This is a genomic window from Natronococcus roseus, assembly GCF_043677095.1.
In the GTDB taxonomy this organism is placed as follows: Archaea; Halobacteriota; Halobacteria; order Halobacteriales; family Natrialbaceae; genus Natronococcus; species Natronococcus roseus.
Map to the genome: position 1 here is coordinate 434,697 of NZ_JBHLJR010000004.1, position 15,828 is coordinate 450,524.

Genomic DNA, 15,828 nt, shown 5'->3' on the forward strand with positions numbered 1-15,828 from the left:
CGCATCCGGGCCGAGACGGCCGAGTTGACGGAGGATTCGAGAAGGGTATGTACATCAAGGCGCTCGTCTTAGACAACTTCAAGAGCTTCGGACGCAAGACCAAGATTCCGTTCTACGAGGACTTCACCGTCGTCACCGGACCGAACGGCTCCGGGAAGTCGAACATTATCGACGGGGTGCTGTTCGCGCTGGGGCTCGCACGAACCCGGGGAATCCGCGCCGAGAAGCTGACCGACCTCATCTACAACCCCGGTCACGAGGACGACGCCTCCTCGAGCGGTCCCCGTGAGGCGACCGTCGAGGTGATCCTCGACAACTCGGATCGGACGCTCGAGCGATCCCAGGTCGTCAACGCCGCCGGCAGCGACGACGTCGGCGACGTCGACGAGATCCGCATCCGCCGCCGCGTCAAGGAGACCGAGGACAACTACTACTCCTACTACTACCTCAACGATCGCTCGGTCAACCTCTCGGACATCCAGGACCTGCTCGCACAGGCCGGCGTCACCCCGGAAGGGTACAACGTCGTCATGCAGGGTGACGTCACCGAAATCATCAACATGACGCCACACTCCCGCCGGGAGATCATCGACGAGATCGCGGGTGTCGCAGAGTTCGACGCGAAGAAAGAGGATGCCTTCGCGGAGCTCGAAACCGTTCAGGAACGAATCGACGAGGCCGAACTCCGGATCGAGGAGAAACGAACTCGACTCACGCAACTCGAGGACGAACGACGGGAGGCGCTTCGCTACCGACGGCTTCGTCGCGAGAAGGAGGAGTACGAGAGCTACAAGAAGGCCAGCGAGCTCGAGGAGAAACGCGAGGAGCTCGACGGGCTCGAGGCGACCGTCGACGAGCTCGAAGCCGAACTCGAAGGACTCCGGCGCACCCTAGACGAGCGCCAGGGGACGGTCGTTCGCCTCCAGGAGGACCTCGAGGATTTAAACGCCGAGATCGAGCGGAAAGGCGAGGACGAACAGCTCCGGATCAAAGGCGAGATCGAGGAGATCAAGGGCGACATCTCCCGGCTCGAGGACAAGATCGAGGCCAGCGAGGAACAGATCGAGGCCGCCGAATCCGACCGCCGGGAGGCGTTCGTCGGGATCGACCGCAAGCAGGAACAGGTCGACGAGCTCGACGCCGACATCCGCGAGCACAAACTCGAGAAGGCGTCGGTCAAGACCGAGATCGCCGAGCGCGAGGCCGAGCGCGACGAACTCGAGGCCGAGATCGACGCCGTCGACACCGAGTTCGACGAGCTCAAGGCGGACCTCGCCGGTCGCAAGGAGGACCTCGAGGCGGTCAAAACGGAACGAAACGATCTTCAGCGCGAGCAGGATCGGCTGCTCGACGAGGCCCGCCGCCGTTCGAACGCCATCAGCGAGAAAGAGGCGACGATCGAGGAGAAACGCGAGGAGCTTCCCGAACTCGAGGAGCGGGAGTCGGACCTCGAGCGCGAGCTACAAAAGGCCGAGACGAACCGCGAGAACATCGCGAGCGTCGTCGACGACCTGAAAGCCGAGAAGCGACAGACCCAGTCGCAACTCGACGAGCTCGACGACGAGATCCAGGCGAAACAACAGGAGTACGCCGAACTCGAGGCCAACGCCGGCGAGAGCGGCGACTCATCCTTTGGTCGCGCGGTGACGACGATCCTGAACGCGGGGGTCGACGGCGTCCACGGCGCGGTCGCCCAGCTGGGGTCGGTGCCGGGCGAGTACGCCGTCGCCTGCGAGACCGCCGCGGGCGGCCGGCTCGCGAACGTGGTCGTCGACGACGACGGCGTCGGTCAGCGGTGTATCGAACACCTCAAATCGCGCAACGCCGGGCGCGCGACGTTCCTCCCGATGACCGATATGCACGAGCGCCGACTCCCGTCGGCGCCGACCGATCCCGGCATCGTCGGCTTCGCGTACGATCTGGTCGAGTTCGACGAGCAGTACGCGGGGATCTTCTCGTACGTGCTCGGCGATACGCTGGTCGTCGACGACCTCGAGACGGCCCGCTCGTACACGGGCGACTACCGGATGGTTACCCTCGACGGCGACCTCGTCGAGAAAAGCGGCGCGATGACTGGGGGCTCCCGGAAGGGCTCTCGGTACTCCTTTACCGGCGGCGGCGAGGGTCAGCTCGAGCGCGTCGCAAAGCGGATCACCGACCTGCAGGAAGAGCGCGAGGAGCTGCGCGAGGAGCTCCGGAGCGTCGAGGAGCGCCTCGACGACGCCCGCGACCGGAAGACGGACGCGGCCGACGAGGTCCGCTCGATCGAGAGCGAACTCGAGCGAATCGAGAGCGACCGCGAGACGGTGCGGGACGAGATCGACGACCTCGAGAGCGAACTCGAGGAGCTGCGCGAGGAGCGCGAGTCGGTCGACGAGCGGATGACCGAGATCTCCGACGAGATCGACGCGAAGACCGAGCGGATCGAGGCGATCGAGGCCGACATCGAGGAGCTCGAGTCCGAACTCGCGGATTCGAAGATCCCCGAACTCACCGCGGAGATCGAAGAGCTTGAGGACGAGATCGACGAGCGCGAAGAGCGCATCGACGACCTCGACGGCAAACTCAACGAGCTTCGCCTGGAGAAAGAGTACACCGAGGACGCGATCGAGGAGCTCCACGACGACATCGAGGACGCCCAGAACCGGAAGGCGGACCACGAGGACCGGATCGACGACCACGAGGCGACGATCGAGGAGAAACGCGAGGAGCTCGAGGCGAAACACGAGGCCGTCGCGGCGCTCGAGGACGAGCTGACCGAGCTCAAGGACGACCGGAGCGAACTCAAGGAGGAGCTCGCCGACGCCCGGACGAAACGCGACCAACAACAGGACCGGGTCAACGCCGTCGAGAGCAAACTCGAGGACAAACGGGGTCGACTCGAGGACCTCGAGTGGGAGATCGAGAGCCTCGAGGCCGAGGTCGGCGACTACGATCCCGAGGACGTCCCCGACCACGAGACGGTTCTCGAGACGATCGAGCTCCTGGAAGCCGACATGGAGGCGATGGAGCCGGTCAACATGCTCGCGATCGACGAGTACGACGAGGTCCGGGAGGATCTCGCGGAGCTCGAGGAGGGGAAGGCGACGCTGGTCGAGGAGGCCGAGGGGATCCGCGACCGGATCGAGCAGTACGAGACCCAGAAGAAGCGGACGTTCATGGACGCCTACGAGGCGATCGCGGGTCACTTCACCGAGATCTTCGAACAGCTCTCGGAGGGGACCGGATCGCTGCACTTGGAGGACGAGGACGACCCCTTCGAGGGCGGACTGACGATGAAGGCTCAGCCGGGCGACAAGCCGATCCAGCGCCTGGACGCGATGTCGGGCGGCGAGAAGTCCCTGACCGCGCTTGCGTTCATCTTCGCGATCCAGCGACACAACCCGGCGCCGTTCTACGCGCTCGACGAGATCGACGCCTTCCTCGACGCTGTCAACGCCGACCGGGTGGGCGAGATGGTCGACGAGCTCTCCGGGGACGCCCAGTTCGCGGTCGTCTCCCACCGCTCGGCGATGCTCGACCGTGCCGAGCGCGCGATCGGGGTGACGATGCAGCGGGACAACGTGAGCGCGGTGACCGGTATCGATCTGGGCGACGGGGAGACGACGGAGGTTCCGGCCGATGACTAGCGACTCCGACGACGAGATCCCGCTGAATATCGCCGGACACGACGAGCGAGCGCGAGCGAGCGACGAGGATGCCGTGTTCGAGTTCGACGACGAGGAGGTCGGGCCGGTCGACGACGATAGCGAAGACGACGAGAAGGTCGAGCCCGTCGAACTGCTCGTCCAGCTCGCCGAAAACGGAGAGATCGACCCCTGGGACATCGACATCGTCGAGGTGACCGATCGGTTCCTCGAGGCGCTGGACGACGCGGACCTGCGGACCTCGGGTCGGGCGCTGTTCTACGCCAGCGTCCTGTTGCGGATGAAAAGCGACGAGCTGTTCGGTCCGGACGAACCCGAGGAGGAGGAGCTGCCGCCGTGGGAGGCCCCCTTTGCCGACGAGGCGCCGATTCAGGAGGGTGACGACGCACCTGCGTTTGACCCCATCGAGGGACTCGAGGCGGAGATGGAACGCCGTCTCGAGCGAAAGCAGGCCCGCGGAAAGCCCGAGACGCTCGACGAGCTGGTTCGTGACCTCCGGGACGCCGAGCGGGACACCTGGTGGAAGGAGTCCCGGAGCTACGATACGAGTGACTCGCCTCGAGGGTACGACCGCGGCGTCCAGGAGCTGAGCTACCACGCGGAAGACCAGTTCCGGGTCGACGACGAGCCGACCAGTGACGACGTCACGCACACGACCCACGAGGAGGACATCGAACGGGTGATCGACGACGTCGCGACCGAACTCGAGACCCGGTACGAGCGGGGCCGCGAGGAGGTCCTGTACGCCGAGATCGACGAGGTCGGCGGCTCGCGCGTGATGACGTATCTCGCCGTGCTCTTTCTGTCACACCGAGGAACGATCACGCTCGAGCAGGACGAGCTGTTCGGCGACCTCTGGCTCCGGCGGGCCGACGCCGACACCGATCGGGCCGAGCCGGTAGCGAACTAACGATCGTTGCAAAACCGGGTGCGGGTTCGGTCCGGCGAACCCGCACGCGAACCACTACAGACGAGGGAGAGAGACGTTACTGTGCGGTAAGGCTGTTCGCCGATTCCACGAACTGTGAGAGGTTCGTAACGAGCGTGATCAGCGCGAACAGCGCCGTGATAATCGCCGCGAGGGCGACGCCGGGGATCGAGAGGAGGCCGACCGCGGAGGCGAACAACAGGCTCGCGCTCGCGGCGACCGCGGTGACGTAGTACTCCCGGACCGCGCGATTGCTCGCGAGGTGGGAGTCGAGCTCCGCGGTTCCCTTCTCGGTCGCTTCGATGTAGGGCGCGAAGATCTCGAGGTTGTCGGTCGGCTTGACGATCCCGCGGGGCTGGTTGTACTCGACGACGCCTTCCTCGTCGAGCTTCGGCAGGTGCGACTGGTACAGCGGGATGTACACGCGCTGGCGCTCGGTCGAGGACAGCTCCGCGACGGTCGTGTCGTTCTCGCGGGCGGCGACGTACTCGGCGACGTCGCGCATCTTGACGGGACCCTCCTCCTCGAGGAGGTAGCGGATGGTGTCCCGCCGGCGGTTTGTCTGGAGCAGGTGGAAGATGTCGTCACTGGAGAGGGTCGGCGTCTCGTCGGACACCGTCTCTTCCTCGTCGTCCGATGGGTGGGCTGAGTGGTCAGTTTCGAGGGTCATGCTCTTCACTCGAACAGTGGTGTCCGTACATACATAAAACTTTCCGTGACAATCTCAACTTCTGAAGATATACGTAAATGTGGGATACTAATGAAGAATTAATCGCTGAGAAAGTGCACAACTGTTGCACTTCGGGATCGACGGTGTATCGTCGATCGCCTTCTCGAGCATATCGGCGGGCTCAGTTCGCCTCGTACATACGGAAAGGGGTGAGAGCGGCATAGGGGTTGCTCCAACGATATTTGGTATGGTACTCTCTGACAGGATTCAGATAGGACCCGCATAACGGCCGGTCCCACCCTGCTGCCGGAATTCCTGTCGAACATGGGACTCTCTATCCAATCGATACGTCGCCGCTACGCGGTCGATAACGGACCGATTGTCGAATAGAAACGGTTCCAAGAAACGAACGAACCGCGGCAGTCGACGTCTCAGCGCCGGCGGACGTCCGCTACTCGAGGTACTCGCCGGCCAGAAGCTCGATCCGTTCGCGGGTCTCCTCGGGGATCGCGTCGGTCGGCGTGTTGATCGTTCCCTCCAGGGCGCTCCAGGCCTCGCTCTCGAAGTCCTCGGGCATCGTCCGAATCGCGTGCTCGACGACGGCGTTGATCGACTCCTGGTTCGCCTCGGCGTTTTCGAGCACCTCCTCGAGGCTGACCTCGCTGTCGTCCTTCCAGACGTCGTAGTCGGTGACGCCCGCGACGGTCGCGTAGCTCAGTTCGGCTTCGCGGGCCAGTTTCGCCTCCGGGATCGTCGTCATCCCGACGATATCCCACCCCTGTTCGCGGTAGAACTCGCTCTCGGCTTTCGTCGAGTACTGTGGCCCCTCGATACAGACGTAGGTACCGTCCTCCGAGACGTCGGCGTCGGTTGCGTCGCGGGCGGACTCCGCGAGGTGTGCGGTCATCTCCGGACAGTACGGCTCGGCGAAGCTCATGTGAACGACCATCCCGTCGCCGAAGAACGTCGGCGTTCGGTGTTTCGTCCGGTCGTAGATCTGATCCGGAACGACCAGCGTTCGGGGCGGCAGGTCCTCACGGAGGCTGCCGACGGCGTTCGTCGAGATCACGCGATCGACGCCGACCGACTTCAGCGCGTAGATGTTCGCCCGGTAGCTCGCCCCCGTCGGCGTGTGCTGGTGGTCGCCGCCGTGGCGTGGGAGGAAGGCGACCTCTCGGCCGCCGAGTTCGCCGAGGGTTACGTCCTCGCTCGGTTCGCCGTAGGGCGTCGAGACGGACTTTGTCGAAACGTTCTCGAGTGGCAGTGCCTCGTAGATACCGCTGCCGCCGATGACACCGATGGTCATACGGTCACCTCGCGTGGGCGAAGACGTAAACGATGTGGGTTCGGACCGACTACTCGAGCAGCCGCCACTCGCCGTGGTCGGCCATCTCGACGACCTCTCGTCGATCCATCTCCCGGAGAACTTCCTGAAGACGGTCGGGCTGGGCGATCTCCATCTCCATTCGATCGATGCCGTGATACTCCGAGAGGTAGTGACGGATCTCCTTGATTGTGAACGCCTTCTGGTCGGCCCGCTCCATTGCACCCGAGATCAGGTCGACCATGTCCTCGATGAAGTTCCACGGGTAGACGACCCAGGTCCACTCCTTGAGACGCTCGCCGATGTAGTCGGGTTCGTACTCGCTGGTCTGGAGGAGTTGGAGGGTCGCAGTACGGACCTCACCGGCGTTGCGGTCGTCGACATACTCGTGGGCGCGCTCGATCGAGCCGCCCGTGTCCGCGATGTCGTCGATGATGAGGACGTCTTTCCCCTCGACGCTGCCCTCCGGCATCGGGTAGCGGACGGTCGGCTCGCCGCTCTTCTCGGCCGTGCCGACGTAGTGTTCCATCTTCAGGCTCGTCAGGTCGTCCATCCCGAGGAAGTCACAGATACAGCGACCCGCGAACCAGCCGCCGCGAGCGAGCGCGACGATGACGTCGGGCTCGAAGTCGTCCCGACGGACCTCGTCGCTGACGTCGCGACAGAGGCTGTAGATGTAGTCCCAGTTCGTTATCGTACAGTCGAAATCGTCCGGTAAGTCGGACATCTGGTGGCCACCTACCCGAAGGAATTCGCCCCGTCCCCATAAGTGGGACTAAACGGACGGCGTCTCGGTGTGCGATAGACAGCCACACAGCTAAGGTAGTTCGGTACAAATTGGTTACGGGTTCAAATTATGCCTAAAACACAGGATTTCGAGTACCTGCTCGACTGCGAGAACGTGATCGGGGTCGACTACGACGAGGCCGAGAACGAGGTCCGGGTGTTCGTCTCCCGGAAGCTCCCGCCCGACGCGCTCGAGGACGAGGACGACGTCGAGAAGCGCGTCCGCGAAGTCGGTGACGCGGACGTCACCGTCGACGTCGTCGACGCCGGCTACGGCGAGGAACGGCAGGGGTTCGATCCGTTGGCGACCCTCGAGGTGGTCCCCGAAGCCGCGGAGGGACGAAGCGATCGCAAGCGGCCGGTGCCTGCCGGGGCGAGCGAGGCAAACGACGACCTGTCGGCGGGCACCGGAGGGCCCTACCCCGCGCGGGTCACGGGCGACGCCGAGGACGCGATCTGGGACGAGGCGGTCGAACCGGACGAGCTGGTTCGGCTCTCGAACAACCACGTCTACGCGCGCTCGAACGAGGCCGAGCTCGGCGAGTCGATCCTCCAGCCCTCGCCCCACGACGGCGGCGGCCCCGACGACGAGGTCGGTCAGCTCGTGGGGTACGTTCCGGTCGAGGACGGCGTCGAGGTTGACGTCGCCGCAAGATCCGTCGACCCGGAGCGGGAGTCCGATCGGTATCACGAACTCGACGAGGCGTGGCCGACGGGTATCCGCCGGGACGAGTACGGCGAGCTCCGAAACGAAACGCTGACCAAGACGGGGCGGACGACGGGAGTAACCAGCGCCACCGTGGAAGCCACGAGCGCGACCGTCGAGGTCGAGTTCGGCGCCGAACAGGGATCGGTGACGCTGCGCGACCAGCTGATCACGGACTACATGTCCGAGGGCGGGGACAGCGGCTCGCCGGTCTTTCTCGAGGACGGCGAGCTCGTCGGTCTTCTGTTTGCGGGCTCGTTCCAGCAGACGATCTGCAACCGGATCGAGAACGTCGAACGGCAGCTCGGGGTGGAGATCCTCCTCGAGGAACCGGACGACGGTAACGGCGGCGGAGACGACGACGAAGACGACGAGGACGACGATCGGGACGTTCCGGTGTACACGACGTCGTTCGAAACCGATCTCGAGATCGACCTTCGGGACGCGACGCTCGCGCTCGAGTCGGTGACGTTCGACGAACAGCCGGAGCCAGGTGCGACGATCGGCGGAACGGTCGTCGTGACGGCGACCGAGGCGGGCGAGTACTGGCTCGAGATCGGTGACGAACGGAAAACGTTCGAGAGCGGTGGGGACGACGCGGAACACGAGATCGACGTGACGGTCCCCCTTCCGGACGACGCGGATTCGACGGGCACCGTTGCGATCCGCGGCGGCACGATCAGGTAAGAACCTACTCGACGGCGTCGGACCGCTATCTCCGGGGTCGTCGATCCGAGCGACGGACCGTGAGAGGGCGACGATGGATTGATGCGCCACGCGTTCGACCCCGACGTATGGAGACGATTCGGGTCCTGCAGGTCGACGCGTTCACCGACGAGGCGCTGACGGGCAATCCGGCCGGCGTCGTCCCCGAGGCCGACGGGCTCACCGACGAGCAGATGCAGGCGATCGCCCGCGAACTGTCCCTGAGCGAGACCGCCTTTCTCCGCTCGAGCAACGACGCCGACCGCCGAATTCGGTACTTCACCCCCACACAGGAGGTCGATCTCTGCGGCCACGCGACGATCGGCAGCTACGCCCACCTCCACGACGAGGGACTCGAGCCGGGAACGACGACCCTCGAGACGAACGTCGGCGTCCTCGAGATCGAACTCGAGGCCGACGGAACGGTTTGGATGGCCCAGAACGAACCCACGATCCGAGAGATCGAGGTCGGCTACGATCGGGTGGCCGAGGCGCTCGGCGTCGAGGCGGCCGCGCTCGAGGGTGCCAGCGACGACATCCCGCTGGCGGTCGCCTCGACGGGTCTGCCCTTCCTGATCGTGCCGATCACATACCTCTCGGACCTCGGTGCGGCCGAGCCCGATATGGCTGCGATCGAGGATCTCGCCGACGACCTCGAGGCGACCGGGGTCTACCTCTTCTCGTTCGACACGCTCGAGCGCGAGTCGACCCTGCACGGACGGATGTTCGCTCCCGGCGCCGGCGTCCCGGAGGACCCGGTTACGGGGACCGCGAGCGGCGCCGTCGGTGCGTACCTCGATCGGTTCGGCGCGTTCGACGACGACCTCCCCGACGAGCTTCGACTCGAGCAGGGCCACTACGTCGACCGCCCCGGGAGGGTCTTCGTTCGGGTCGGCGATCGCGTTCGGGTCGGCGGCCGCGGCGTGACGGCGCTCGACGGGACCCTCGTCGTTCCCGACGACGACGGCGACGAAATAATCGAGGGCTGACAGTTCAAAATTGCCGCGGCTGCGACAAACTCATTCGGTCACGAGTTCTGAATCATGTGTGCCGTTCGCAACCTTCTTTAGCCGGTCCGGTGACCTTCCAGCTACAGATGGCTGTACTCTGGTTGGACGAGATCAGCGCCGGTGACCTCGAGAGAGTCGGCGGCAAGGGAGCTTCTCTGGGCGAGCTCACGGGCGCTGGACTTCCCGTCCCACCTGGATTCGTCGTAACTGCGGACACCTACCGATCGTTCATCGAGAACGCGAACATCGACGAGGAGCTGTTCGAGGTCGTCGACGTCGACGTCGACGACTCGAGCGCGCTCGCGGCGGCGGCCGAGCGCGCTCAGGAACTCATCCGCGAGACGCCGTTTCCCGAGGACGTTCGCGGGGAGATCCTCGAAGCCTACCGACAGGTCGGCGACGCGGGCGAGGAGGCGTTCGTCGCCGTCCGATCCTCCGCGACGGCCGAGGACCTTCCCGACGCCTCCTTCGCCGGCCAGCAGGAGACGTATCTCAATATCACCGAGGACGACCTGCTCGACCGCGTTCGGAGCTGCTGGGCTTCTCTTTTCACCCAGCGGGCGATCTACTACCGACAGGAGAAGGGGTTCGACCACTCCGCAGTGAACATCGCCGTCGTCGTCCAGCAGATGGTCGAGGCCGAGAAATCCGGCGTCATGTTTACGAGCCACCCCTCGACCGGCGATCCGACGATGATCATCGAGGCCGCCTGGGGACTGGGCGAGGCTGTCGTCTCGGGGGCCGTCTCCCCGGATAACTACATCGTTCCGCGGGACGACGGCGACACCGACGTCACTGTCGCCGAGAAGAAGGTGATGCACGCCAAAGACGAGGAAACCGGCGAAACCGTCGAACGCGAGGTCCCGGCGGACAAACGCACCGCCCGCGTCCTCTCGGAGGAGGAGATCGACCGACTCGTCGAGCTCGGCGAGCGCGTCGAGGACCACTACGACACCCCCCAGGACGTCGAGTGGGCAATCCTCGACGGCGAGGTCTTCATGCTCCAGTCGCGCCCGATCACGACGATCGACGAGAGTGACACAGACGCGACGAGCGCCGCCGAGACCGGCGACATCACCGAGGGACTTACCGACGGTAGCGGGACACAGGCCCGGGCCGCCGACAGCGCCGAGAGCGCGACCGGAGCCGGGACCGGCGACGTGGTGGTCGACGGGCTGGGCTCGAGCCCGGGTCGGGTCAGCGGCGCCGCCCGGATCGTCACCAAGCTCGACGAGCTCGACAAGGTCGGCGAGGGCGACATCATCGTCACCGAGATGACGATGCCCGATATGGTGCCCGCGATGAAGCGAGCCGCGGGGATCATCACCGACGAAGGCGGGATGACCAGCCACGCAGCCATCGTCTCCCGCGAGCTCGGCGTGCCCGCGATCGTCGGTACGACCAACGCCACGACCGTCCTCGAGGACGGCCAGGTCGTCACGCTCGACGGCGACAAGGGGTCGGTGCTCGAGGGCGACGTCGTCTCGTCCGAGGAGGAGGCCGAACCCGTCGAGGAGGTACGCCCGCAGTCGCCGGTCAAGCCGATGACCGCGACCGAGGTCAAGGTCAACGTCTCCATCCCCGAGGCCGCAGAGCGGGCCGCCGCAACCGGCGCCGACGGCGTCGGCCTGCTTCGCACGGAGCACATGATCCTCTCGCTGAATCAGACGCCAGCGAAGTTCATCGAGGACAACGGCGAGGACGCCTACATCAAGGAGCTCGTCCAGGGCGTTCGCGGCGTCGCCGACGAGTTCTATCCCCGACCCGTCCGCGTCCGGACCCTGGATGCGCCGACCGACGAGTTCCGCCAGCTCGAGGGCGGCGAGGACGAACCCCACGAGCACAACCCGATGCTGGGCTACCGGGGCATCCGCCGCTCGCTCGATCGGCCCGACGTCTTCGCCCACGAGCTCGAGGCGTTCCGCCGGCTCTACGAGATGGGCTACGACAACGTCGAGATCATGTTCCCGCTGGTCAACGACGCCGAGGACGTCTACCGGACCAAGCAGCTCATGACCGAAGCCGGGATCGACCCCGAGAAGCGCACCTGGGGCGTGATGATCGAGACGCCCGCCTCGGCGCTGGCCGTCGAGGGAATGGCCGAAGCGGGCATCGACTTCGCCTCCTTCGGGACCAACGACCTCACCCAGTACACGCTCGCGGTCGACCGCAACAACGAGCACGTCGCCGACCGCTTCGACGAGCTCCACCCCTCCGTGCTCCGGCTGATCGGCGACGTCATCGAGACCTGCCGCGAACACGACGTCGACACGAGCATCTGCGGTCAGGCCGGCTCGAAGCCCGAGATGGTCCAGTTCCTCGTCAACGAGGGGGTCCACTCGATCTCGGCGAACATCGACGCCGTCCGCGACGTCCAACACGAGGTCAAACGCGTCGAGCAGAAGCTGCTGCTCGACTCGGTGCGCTGATCGAGGACAGTCGTTCGGTTCGCGCTTTCGTGGCAGCTATCAGTCGATCGTTTCGGATCGAAGGTAGTCGGTAAGTTCAGCAACCGTCCGATCGACGAGGCTGCTCTCAATTCGTCCCTGCCGAAATTCGATATCACCGTGTTCGATCGTTTCGACGCTCCACGGCACGATACTACTCGACTTCGGTGTGCCACCTTCTATCCACTCGTCTTCGGCGATGCGAACGAAGCCGTCGTGCCACGTTCGAGTTGTCAGCGCGAGTACGACGTACTGTTCTCCGTGAAATGGGTGGTGCTCGTTGCTGATTATCAGCCACGGGCGAGCGTAGTCGCTTCCCTTGAACGGATCCGCCCCGTAGCAGACGTCACAGCGCTCGAGATCACTCGTCATTATCCGACTCGTCGTTCGGCGTCTCCGCGTCGGCTGCATGCGCTCGCCACGCATCCTTGTCCTCGGATCCGTATCGTTCGTTCAGCCGTTCGGTCGCCCGTCGGTATCGGTCGAACGACCGAATCCGTTCTCGGTCGCCGATCGCCCAGTATTCACCCTTATGACGGACGAGATCGCGGTCCTTGAGCCGACCGAGGACGGTGCTAATCGAGTTCCGGTTGATTTCCGTCCGGTCGGCTATCTCCGTCGCTTTGAACGCGTGATCGTCGTTCGCGATTAGAAATTGCAGGACCTTCTCCGGGTTACTTAGCTCCTGGAGTTCGTCTTCGGGTGTGTTCTCGAACGTTTCCATGTCGATCGCCATACGTGCTCTTACCGTCGATCACCCGTAAGTGTTCCTAGCGTAGCTTTGTATGTGATGTAGAGATGTATCTACCATCGCTCGAGCAGGCCGCCACTCTCGAAGACCCCGTTCGGGAAGAGCGCAACTACTAAGCGGCTGACCCGACTGCTGAGTGATATGCAAGCGGAGCCGCAGGCGTTCGACCGGGTGTTATCCTCGATGTGTACGACACCCCACCCGGACGCACGCGATGCGGCCGAACGGTTTCTTGCGACGAACCCCGGCGACCCCGCCACCTACCAGCGGGTCGCGGCCCTCGAGGACGACGCCATCGCGATGCTCGGGGAGCTCGCCGGCCTCGAGGATCCCGCTGGCTACGTCGCAAGCGGCGGGACGGAGGCGAACATCCAGGCCGTTCGTATCGCCCGCGAGCGAGCCGACTCCCCGAGGCCAAACGTCGTCGTGCCCGAGTCGGGCCACTTCAGCTTCCAGAAGGCCGCCGACGTGCTCGAGGTCGAGCTCCGGCTCGTGCCGACCGACGACGATCACCGGGCGGACCTCGAGGCGGTTCGGGCCAGCGTCGATGCCGACACCGCCCTGGTCGTCGGCGTCGCGGGAACCACGGAGTACGGTCGGGTCGATCCGATTCCCGAACTCGGCGAAATCGCCGACTCGATCGGCGCCCTGTTACACGTCGACGCCGCCTGGGGCGGGTTCGTTCTTCCCTTCACGGACCACGAGTGGCACTTCGGCCACGCAGCCGTCGACACGATGGCGATCGACCCCCACAAGATGGGCCAGGCCGCGATTCCGGCGGGCGGCTTGCTCGCCCGTTCCGAGTCGCTGCTCGACGAGCTCGCCGTCGACACGCCCTACCTCGAGTCGACCGCCCAGGCCACACTAACAGGAACTCGGTCGGGTGCGGGCGTCGCCAGCGCCGTGGCGGCGATGGAGGCGCTGTGGCCCGACGGCTACCGCGAGCAGTACGTTCGCTCCCAGCACAACGCCGAGTGGCTGGCCGACGCCCTCGAGAAACGCGGGTACGAGGTCGTCGATCCCACCCTGCCGCTGGTCGCCGCGACGGTCCCTCGAGCGACGTTCGACGCGCTCCGAGCGAAGGGGTGGCGGATCTCCAGGACCGCGACGGGCGAGCTTCGAGTTGTCTGTATGCCCCACGTCACCCGCGAGATGCTCGCCTCCTTCGTCGGGGAGCTGGACCGACTCGAAGTGCGCGCGAGCGTGCCCGTGGCGAGCGACGACTGAGAAAGACTCGAGGCGCTACTGCATCGCCTTGACCCAGCCCGGAACCGAGGCCATCCCCTCCTTGTCCTCCCAGCCGTGCTCGCGGAGGTAGCGCTCGAACTCGGTGAACTCGAAGCCGAAGCGCTCCTCGAGCTCCTCGAGATCCGCCCCGTAGCCGACCTCGTTAAACCACTCGCACATGACGGTGAACTCCTCGCCGAAGGAGTCGTAGGCGTCCTCGATCGGGACGTGAACCGGCTCGACGTCCCGGCCCGTCACCTCGGAGAGGGTCTCCGCAGCTTCCGCCAGGGTGAGTTCGTCCCCCGCGAGTTCGATCCGCTCACCGACGAACGCCTCGGGGTTCGCGAGCGCGACGGCGGCGGCGTGGCCGACGTCGTCGGTGTCGATCATCTGCAGGGAGACGCCCTCCTCGAGGGGCAGCGCGATCTGCCCCTCCTCGACGACGTCCTCGGCGAACGCCTCGAAGTTCTGGAAGAAGAACACGGGTCCGAGGACGGTCATCGGGAGCTCGAGTTCCTGTGCGTACTGGTCGATCTCCTGGGCCGAATCGAAGTGGGGGACGCCGGTGTCCTCCCAGTGGCTACCGACGCCGCTGAGGACGAACTGGTCGACCCCCTCGTCGGCGGCGACCTCGGCGATGTTCTTGCCCTGCTGGACCTGTGCGTCGTAGCCCTGTGTCCAGAAGTTGGTGACGGCGAAGACGGCGTCGACCTCGGCGACGTGAGACTCGAGCGACTCCTTCTCGTCCAGATTGCCTTCGACCATCGTTACGCCTCGCTCGGACAGTTCCTGAGCCGTCTCGCTCGAGGCGTCCCGCGTGAGTCCGTAGACTTCGAACTCGGTCTCGCTCTCGAGCAGGTGGTCGACGACCGCGCCGCCCTGGTTACCGGTCGCGCCGGTGACGAGAACGCTCGTGCTCATTTTCCACCCCGTTCGTCGGTCGCGGTCGGTGCGGCGAACTCGGCTCGAGCGGCGTCGGTTTGTGGTTGCATTACGTTACCTGATTCGTCACGTAACCATATACGCGTTTGGCGACACCGGAGATACCACGTAACACCGGTGTCAGTACGGGTTCTTGGCTGCTTTCGATCGACTTCAATACCGAGTAGATCGAGGAACAGTGGCTCAAAACGGATTTTGAGCCTCCGGTAGCATTACTCACAGTCAGCTGGTTGTTCCGACTATGGACGCAACCACAAAGCGGATCCTCAAAGAAGAGCTCTGGCGAAGCGTGGTCTGGGCTGGACTCGGACTGATCGGCTGGCTGACCATCATCAATGGATCCGCACAGCTCGAGGCGATCCCGATCACCGTTGTCGGACTCCCAGTCCTTACATGGGCAGGACTAACGATCGGAATGATTCTGCTCCGTCTGGGAACCGGGATGGAACTGCAGGCTCACTCCGAGGACGGACTCATGCTCTGGGTCGTCCTCGGGATAATTACTGGGGCGTTCGCCGCCGTTTACTCGGTGTTCGCTCTGGGTTACTCCGCGACGGTCGTCGGCCCGCTGTACCTCGCCATGTCAGTCGGCACTGTCCTGTGGATCCGATACGTAATCGTCCCGCGGAACGACCTGAACGCGTCGGCGTGAAGACGAACCGGTCGCCTCTCCCCATTTCGGTGT

General features: G+C 64.9%; 13 protein-coding genes. 7 read left to right on the forward strand and 6 right to left on the reverse strand.

Annotated elements, in window-relative coordinates; translation table 11 throughout:
- Positions 1 to 47: 47 nt before the first annotated feature.
- A complete protein-coding gene (smc, locus tag ACFEMD_RS13370) occupies positions 48 to 3,629 on the forward strand; it encodes a chromosome segregation protein SMC (RefSeq protein WP_394741476.1) in 3,582 nt (1,193 codons plus the stop codon).
- On the forward strand, positions 3,622 to 4,557 hold the full coding sequence (locus ACFEMD_RS13375) for a segregation/condensation protein A (RefSeq protein WP_394741478.1): 936 nt from the start codon (positions 3,622 to 3,624) through the stop codon (positions 4,555 to 4,557). The genes smc and ACFEMD_RS13375 overlap by 8 nt, the downstream gene beginning before the upstream one ends.
- 76 nt (positions 4,558 to 4,633) lie before the next feature.
- Here the strand turns inward: ACFEMD_RS13375 and ACFEMD_RS13380 are convergent, their stop codons facing one another.
- The 3 genes from ACFEMD_RS13380 to ACFEMD_RS13390 form a co-directional block, all read right to left on the reverse strand.
- Entirely contained in the window at positions 4,634 to 5,245 is a 612-nt protein-coding gene (locus tag ACFEMD_RS13380) for a DUF7344 domain-containing protein (protein ID WP_394741479.1), read from the reverse strand.
- A 451-nt stretch (positions 5,246 to 5,696) separates the two neighbouring features.
- Positions 5,697 to 6,551 carry an S-methyl-5'-thioadenosine phosphorylase gene (mtnP, locus tag ACFEMD_RS13385; protein WP_394741481.1) on the reverse strand — a complete coding sequence of 285 codons (855 nt, stop codon included), beginning with the start codon at positions 6,549 to 6,551 and terminating at the stop codon, positions 5,697 to 5,699.
- Between the two features lie 49 nt (positions 6,552 to 6,600).
- Positions 6,601 to 7,296 (reverse strand): phosphoribosyltransferase, encoded by a 696-nt coding sequence (locus ACFEMD_RS13390; RefSeq protein ID WP_394741482.1) that lies wholly within the window; start codon positions 7,294 to 7,296, stop codon positions 6,601 to 6,603.
- 129 nt (positions 7,297 to 7,425) lie between these two features.
- Here ACFEMD_RS13390 and ACFEMD_RS13395 point away from each other — a divergent pair, with 129 nt between their 5' ends.
- The 3 genes from ACFEMD_RS13395 (at position 7,426) to ppsA (ending at position 12,205) form a co-directional block, all read left to right on the forward strand.
- On the forward strand, positions 7,426 to 8,748 hold the full coding sequence (locus tag ACFEMD_RS13395; protein ID WP_394741484.1) for a S46 family peptidase: 1,323 nt from the start codon (positions 7,426 to 7,428) through the stop codon (positions 8,746 to 8,748).
- 107 nt (positions 8,749 to 8,855) lie between these two features.
- Positions 8,856 to 9,755, forward strand: a complete 900-nt coding sequence (locus ACFEMD_RS13400; protein WP_394741485.1) for a PhzF family phenazine biosynthesis protein — start codon at positions 8,856 to 8,858, stop codon at positions 9,753 to 9,755.
- 107 nt (positions 9,756 to 9,862) lie between these two features.
- A complete protein-coding gene (gene ppsA, locus ACFEMD_RS13405) occupies positions 9,863 to 12,205 on the forward strand; it encodes a phosphoenolpyruvate synthase (RefSeq protein WP_394741487.1) in 2,343 nt (780 codons plus the stop codon).
- Between the two features lie 39 nt (positions 12,206 to 12,244).
- Here the strand turns inward: ppsA and ACFEMD_RS13410 are convergent, their stop codons facing one another.
- Both ACFEMD_RS13410 and ACFEMD_RS13415 read right to left on the reverse strand, forming a co-directional pair.
- On the reverse strand, positions 12,245 to 12,595 hold the full coding sequence (locus tag ACFEMD_RS13410; protein ID WP_394741489.1) for a type II toxin-antitoxin system PemK/MazF family toxin: 351 nt from the start codon (positions 12,593 to 12,595) through the stop codon (positions 12,245 to 12,247).
- Positions 12,585 to 12,959, reverse strand: a complete 375-nt coding sequence (locus tag ACFEMD_RS13415; protein WP_394741490.1) for a TrmB family transcriptional regulator — start codon at positions 12,957 to 12,959, stop codon at positions 12,585 to 12,587. The genes ACFEMD_RS13410 and ACFEMD_RS13415 overlap by 11 nt, the downstream gene beginning before the upstream one ends.
- A 144-nt stretch (positions 12,960 to 13,103) precedes the next feature.
- Here ACFEMD_RS13415 and mfnA point away from each other — a divergent pair, with 144 nt between their 5' ends.
- Positions 13,104 to 14,201: a tyrosine decarboxylase MfnA gene (gene mfnA / locus ACFEMD_RS13420; RefSeq protein WP_394741653.1), complete on the forward strand. Its 1,098-nt coding sequence runs from the start codon at positions 13,104 to 13,106 to the stop codon at positions 14,199 to 14,201.
- 15 nt (positions 14,202 to 14,216) lie between these two features.
- On the opposite strand, the gene ACFEMD_RS13425 is transcribed toward mfnA, so the two are convergent.
- A complete protein-coding gene (locus ACFEMD_RS13425; RefSeq protein WP_394741492.1) occupies positions 14,217 to 15,122 on the reverse strand; it encodes an NmrA/HSCARG family protein in 906 nt (301 codons plus the stop codon).
- A 262-nt stretch (positions 15,123 to 15,384) separates the two neighbouring features.
- Between ACFEMD_RS13425 and ACFEMD_RS13430 the strand changes: the two genes are divergently transcribed.
- Complete coding sequence (locus tag ACFEMD_RS13430; protein ID WP_394741493.1) at positions 15,385 to 15,795, forward strand: hypothetical protein; 411 nt, start codon at positions 15,385 to 15,387, stop codon at positions 15,793 to 15,795.
- Positions 15,796 to 15,828: the final 33 nt, after the last annotated feature.

What these genes read in the sequence shown, in the direction of transcription:
- smc (WP_394741476.1), top strand. Translation starts at nt 48, where the DNA reads ATGTACATCAAGGCGCTCGTCTTAGACAACTTCAAGAGCTTCGGACGC.
- ACFEMD_RS13375 (WP_394741478.1), top strand. Translation starts at nt 3,622, where the DNA reads ATGACTAGCGACTCCGACGACGAGATCCCGCTGAATATCGCCGGACAC.
- ACFEMD_RS13380 (WP_394741479.1), bottom strand. Translation starts at nt 5,245, where the DNA reads ATGACCCTCGAAACTGACCACTCAGCCCACCCATCGGACGACGAGGAA.
- mtnP (WP_394741481.1), bottom strand. Translation starts at nt 6,551, where the DNA reads ATGACCATCGGTGTCATCGGCGGCAGCGGTATCTACGAGGCACTGCCA.
- ACFEMD_RS13390 (WP_394741482.1), bottom strand. Translation starts at nt 7,296, where the DNA reads ATGTCCGACTTACCGGACGATTTCGACTGTACGATAACGAACTGGGAC.
- ACFEMD_RS13395 (WP_394741484.1), top strand. Translation starts at nt 7,426, where the DNA reads ATGCCTAAAACACAGGATTTCGAGTACCTGCTCGACTGCGAGAACGTG.
- ACFEMD_RS13400 (WP_394741485.1), top strand. Translation starts at nt 8,856, where the DNA reads ATGGAGACGATTCGGGTCCTGCAGGTCGACGCGTTCACCGACGAGGCG.
- ppsA (WP_394741487.1), top strand. Translation starts at nt 9,863, where the DNA reads ATGGCTGTACTCTGGTTGGACGAGATCAGCGCCGGTGACCTCGAGAGA.
- ACFEMD_RS13410 (WP_394741489.1), bottom strand. Translation starts at nt 12,595, where the DNA reads ATGACGAGTGATCTCGAGCGCTGTGACGTCTGCTACGGGGCGGATCCG.
- ACFEMD_RS13415 (WP_394741490.1), bottom strand. Translation starts at nt 12,959, where the DNA reads ATGGCGATCGACATGGAAACGTTCGAGAACACACCCGAAGACGAACTC.
- ACFEMD_RS13425 (WP_394741492.1), bottom strand. Translation starts at nt 15,122, where the DNA reads ATGAGCACGAGCGTTCTCGTCACCGGCGCGACCGGTAACCAGGGCGGC.
- ACFEMD_RS13430 (WP_394741493.1), top strand. Translation starts at nt 15,385, where the DNA reads ATGGACGCAACCACAAAGCGGATCCTCAAAGAAGAGCTCTGGCGAAGC.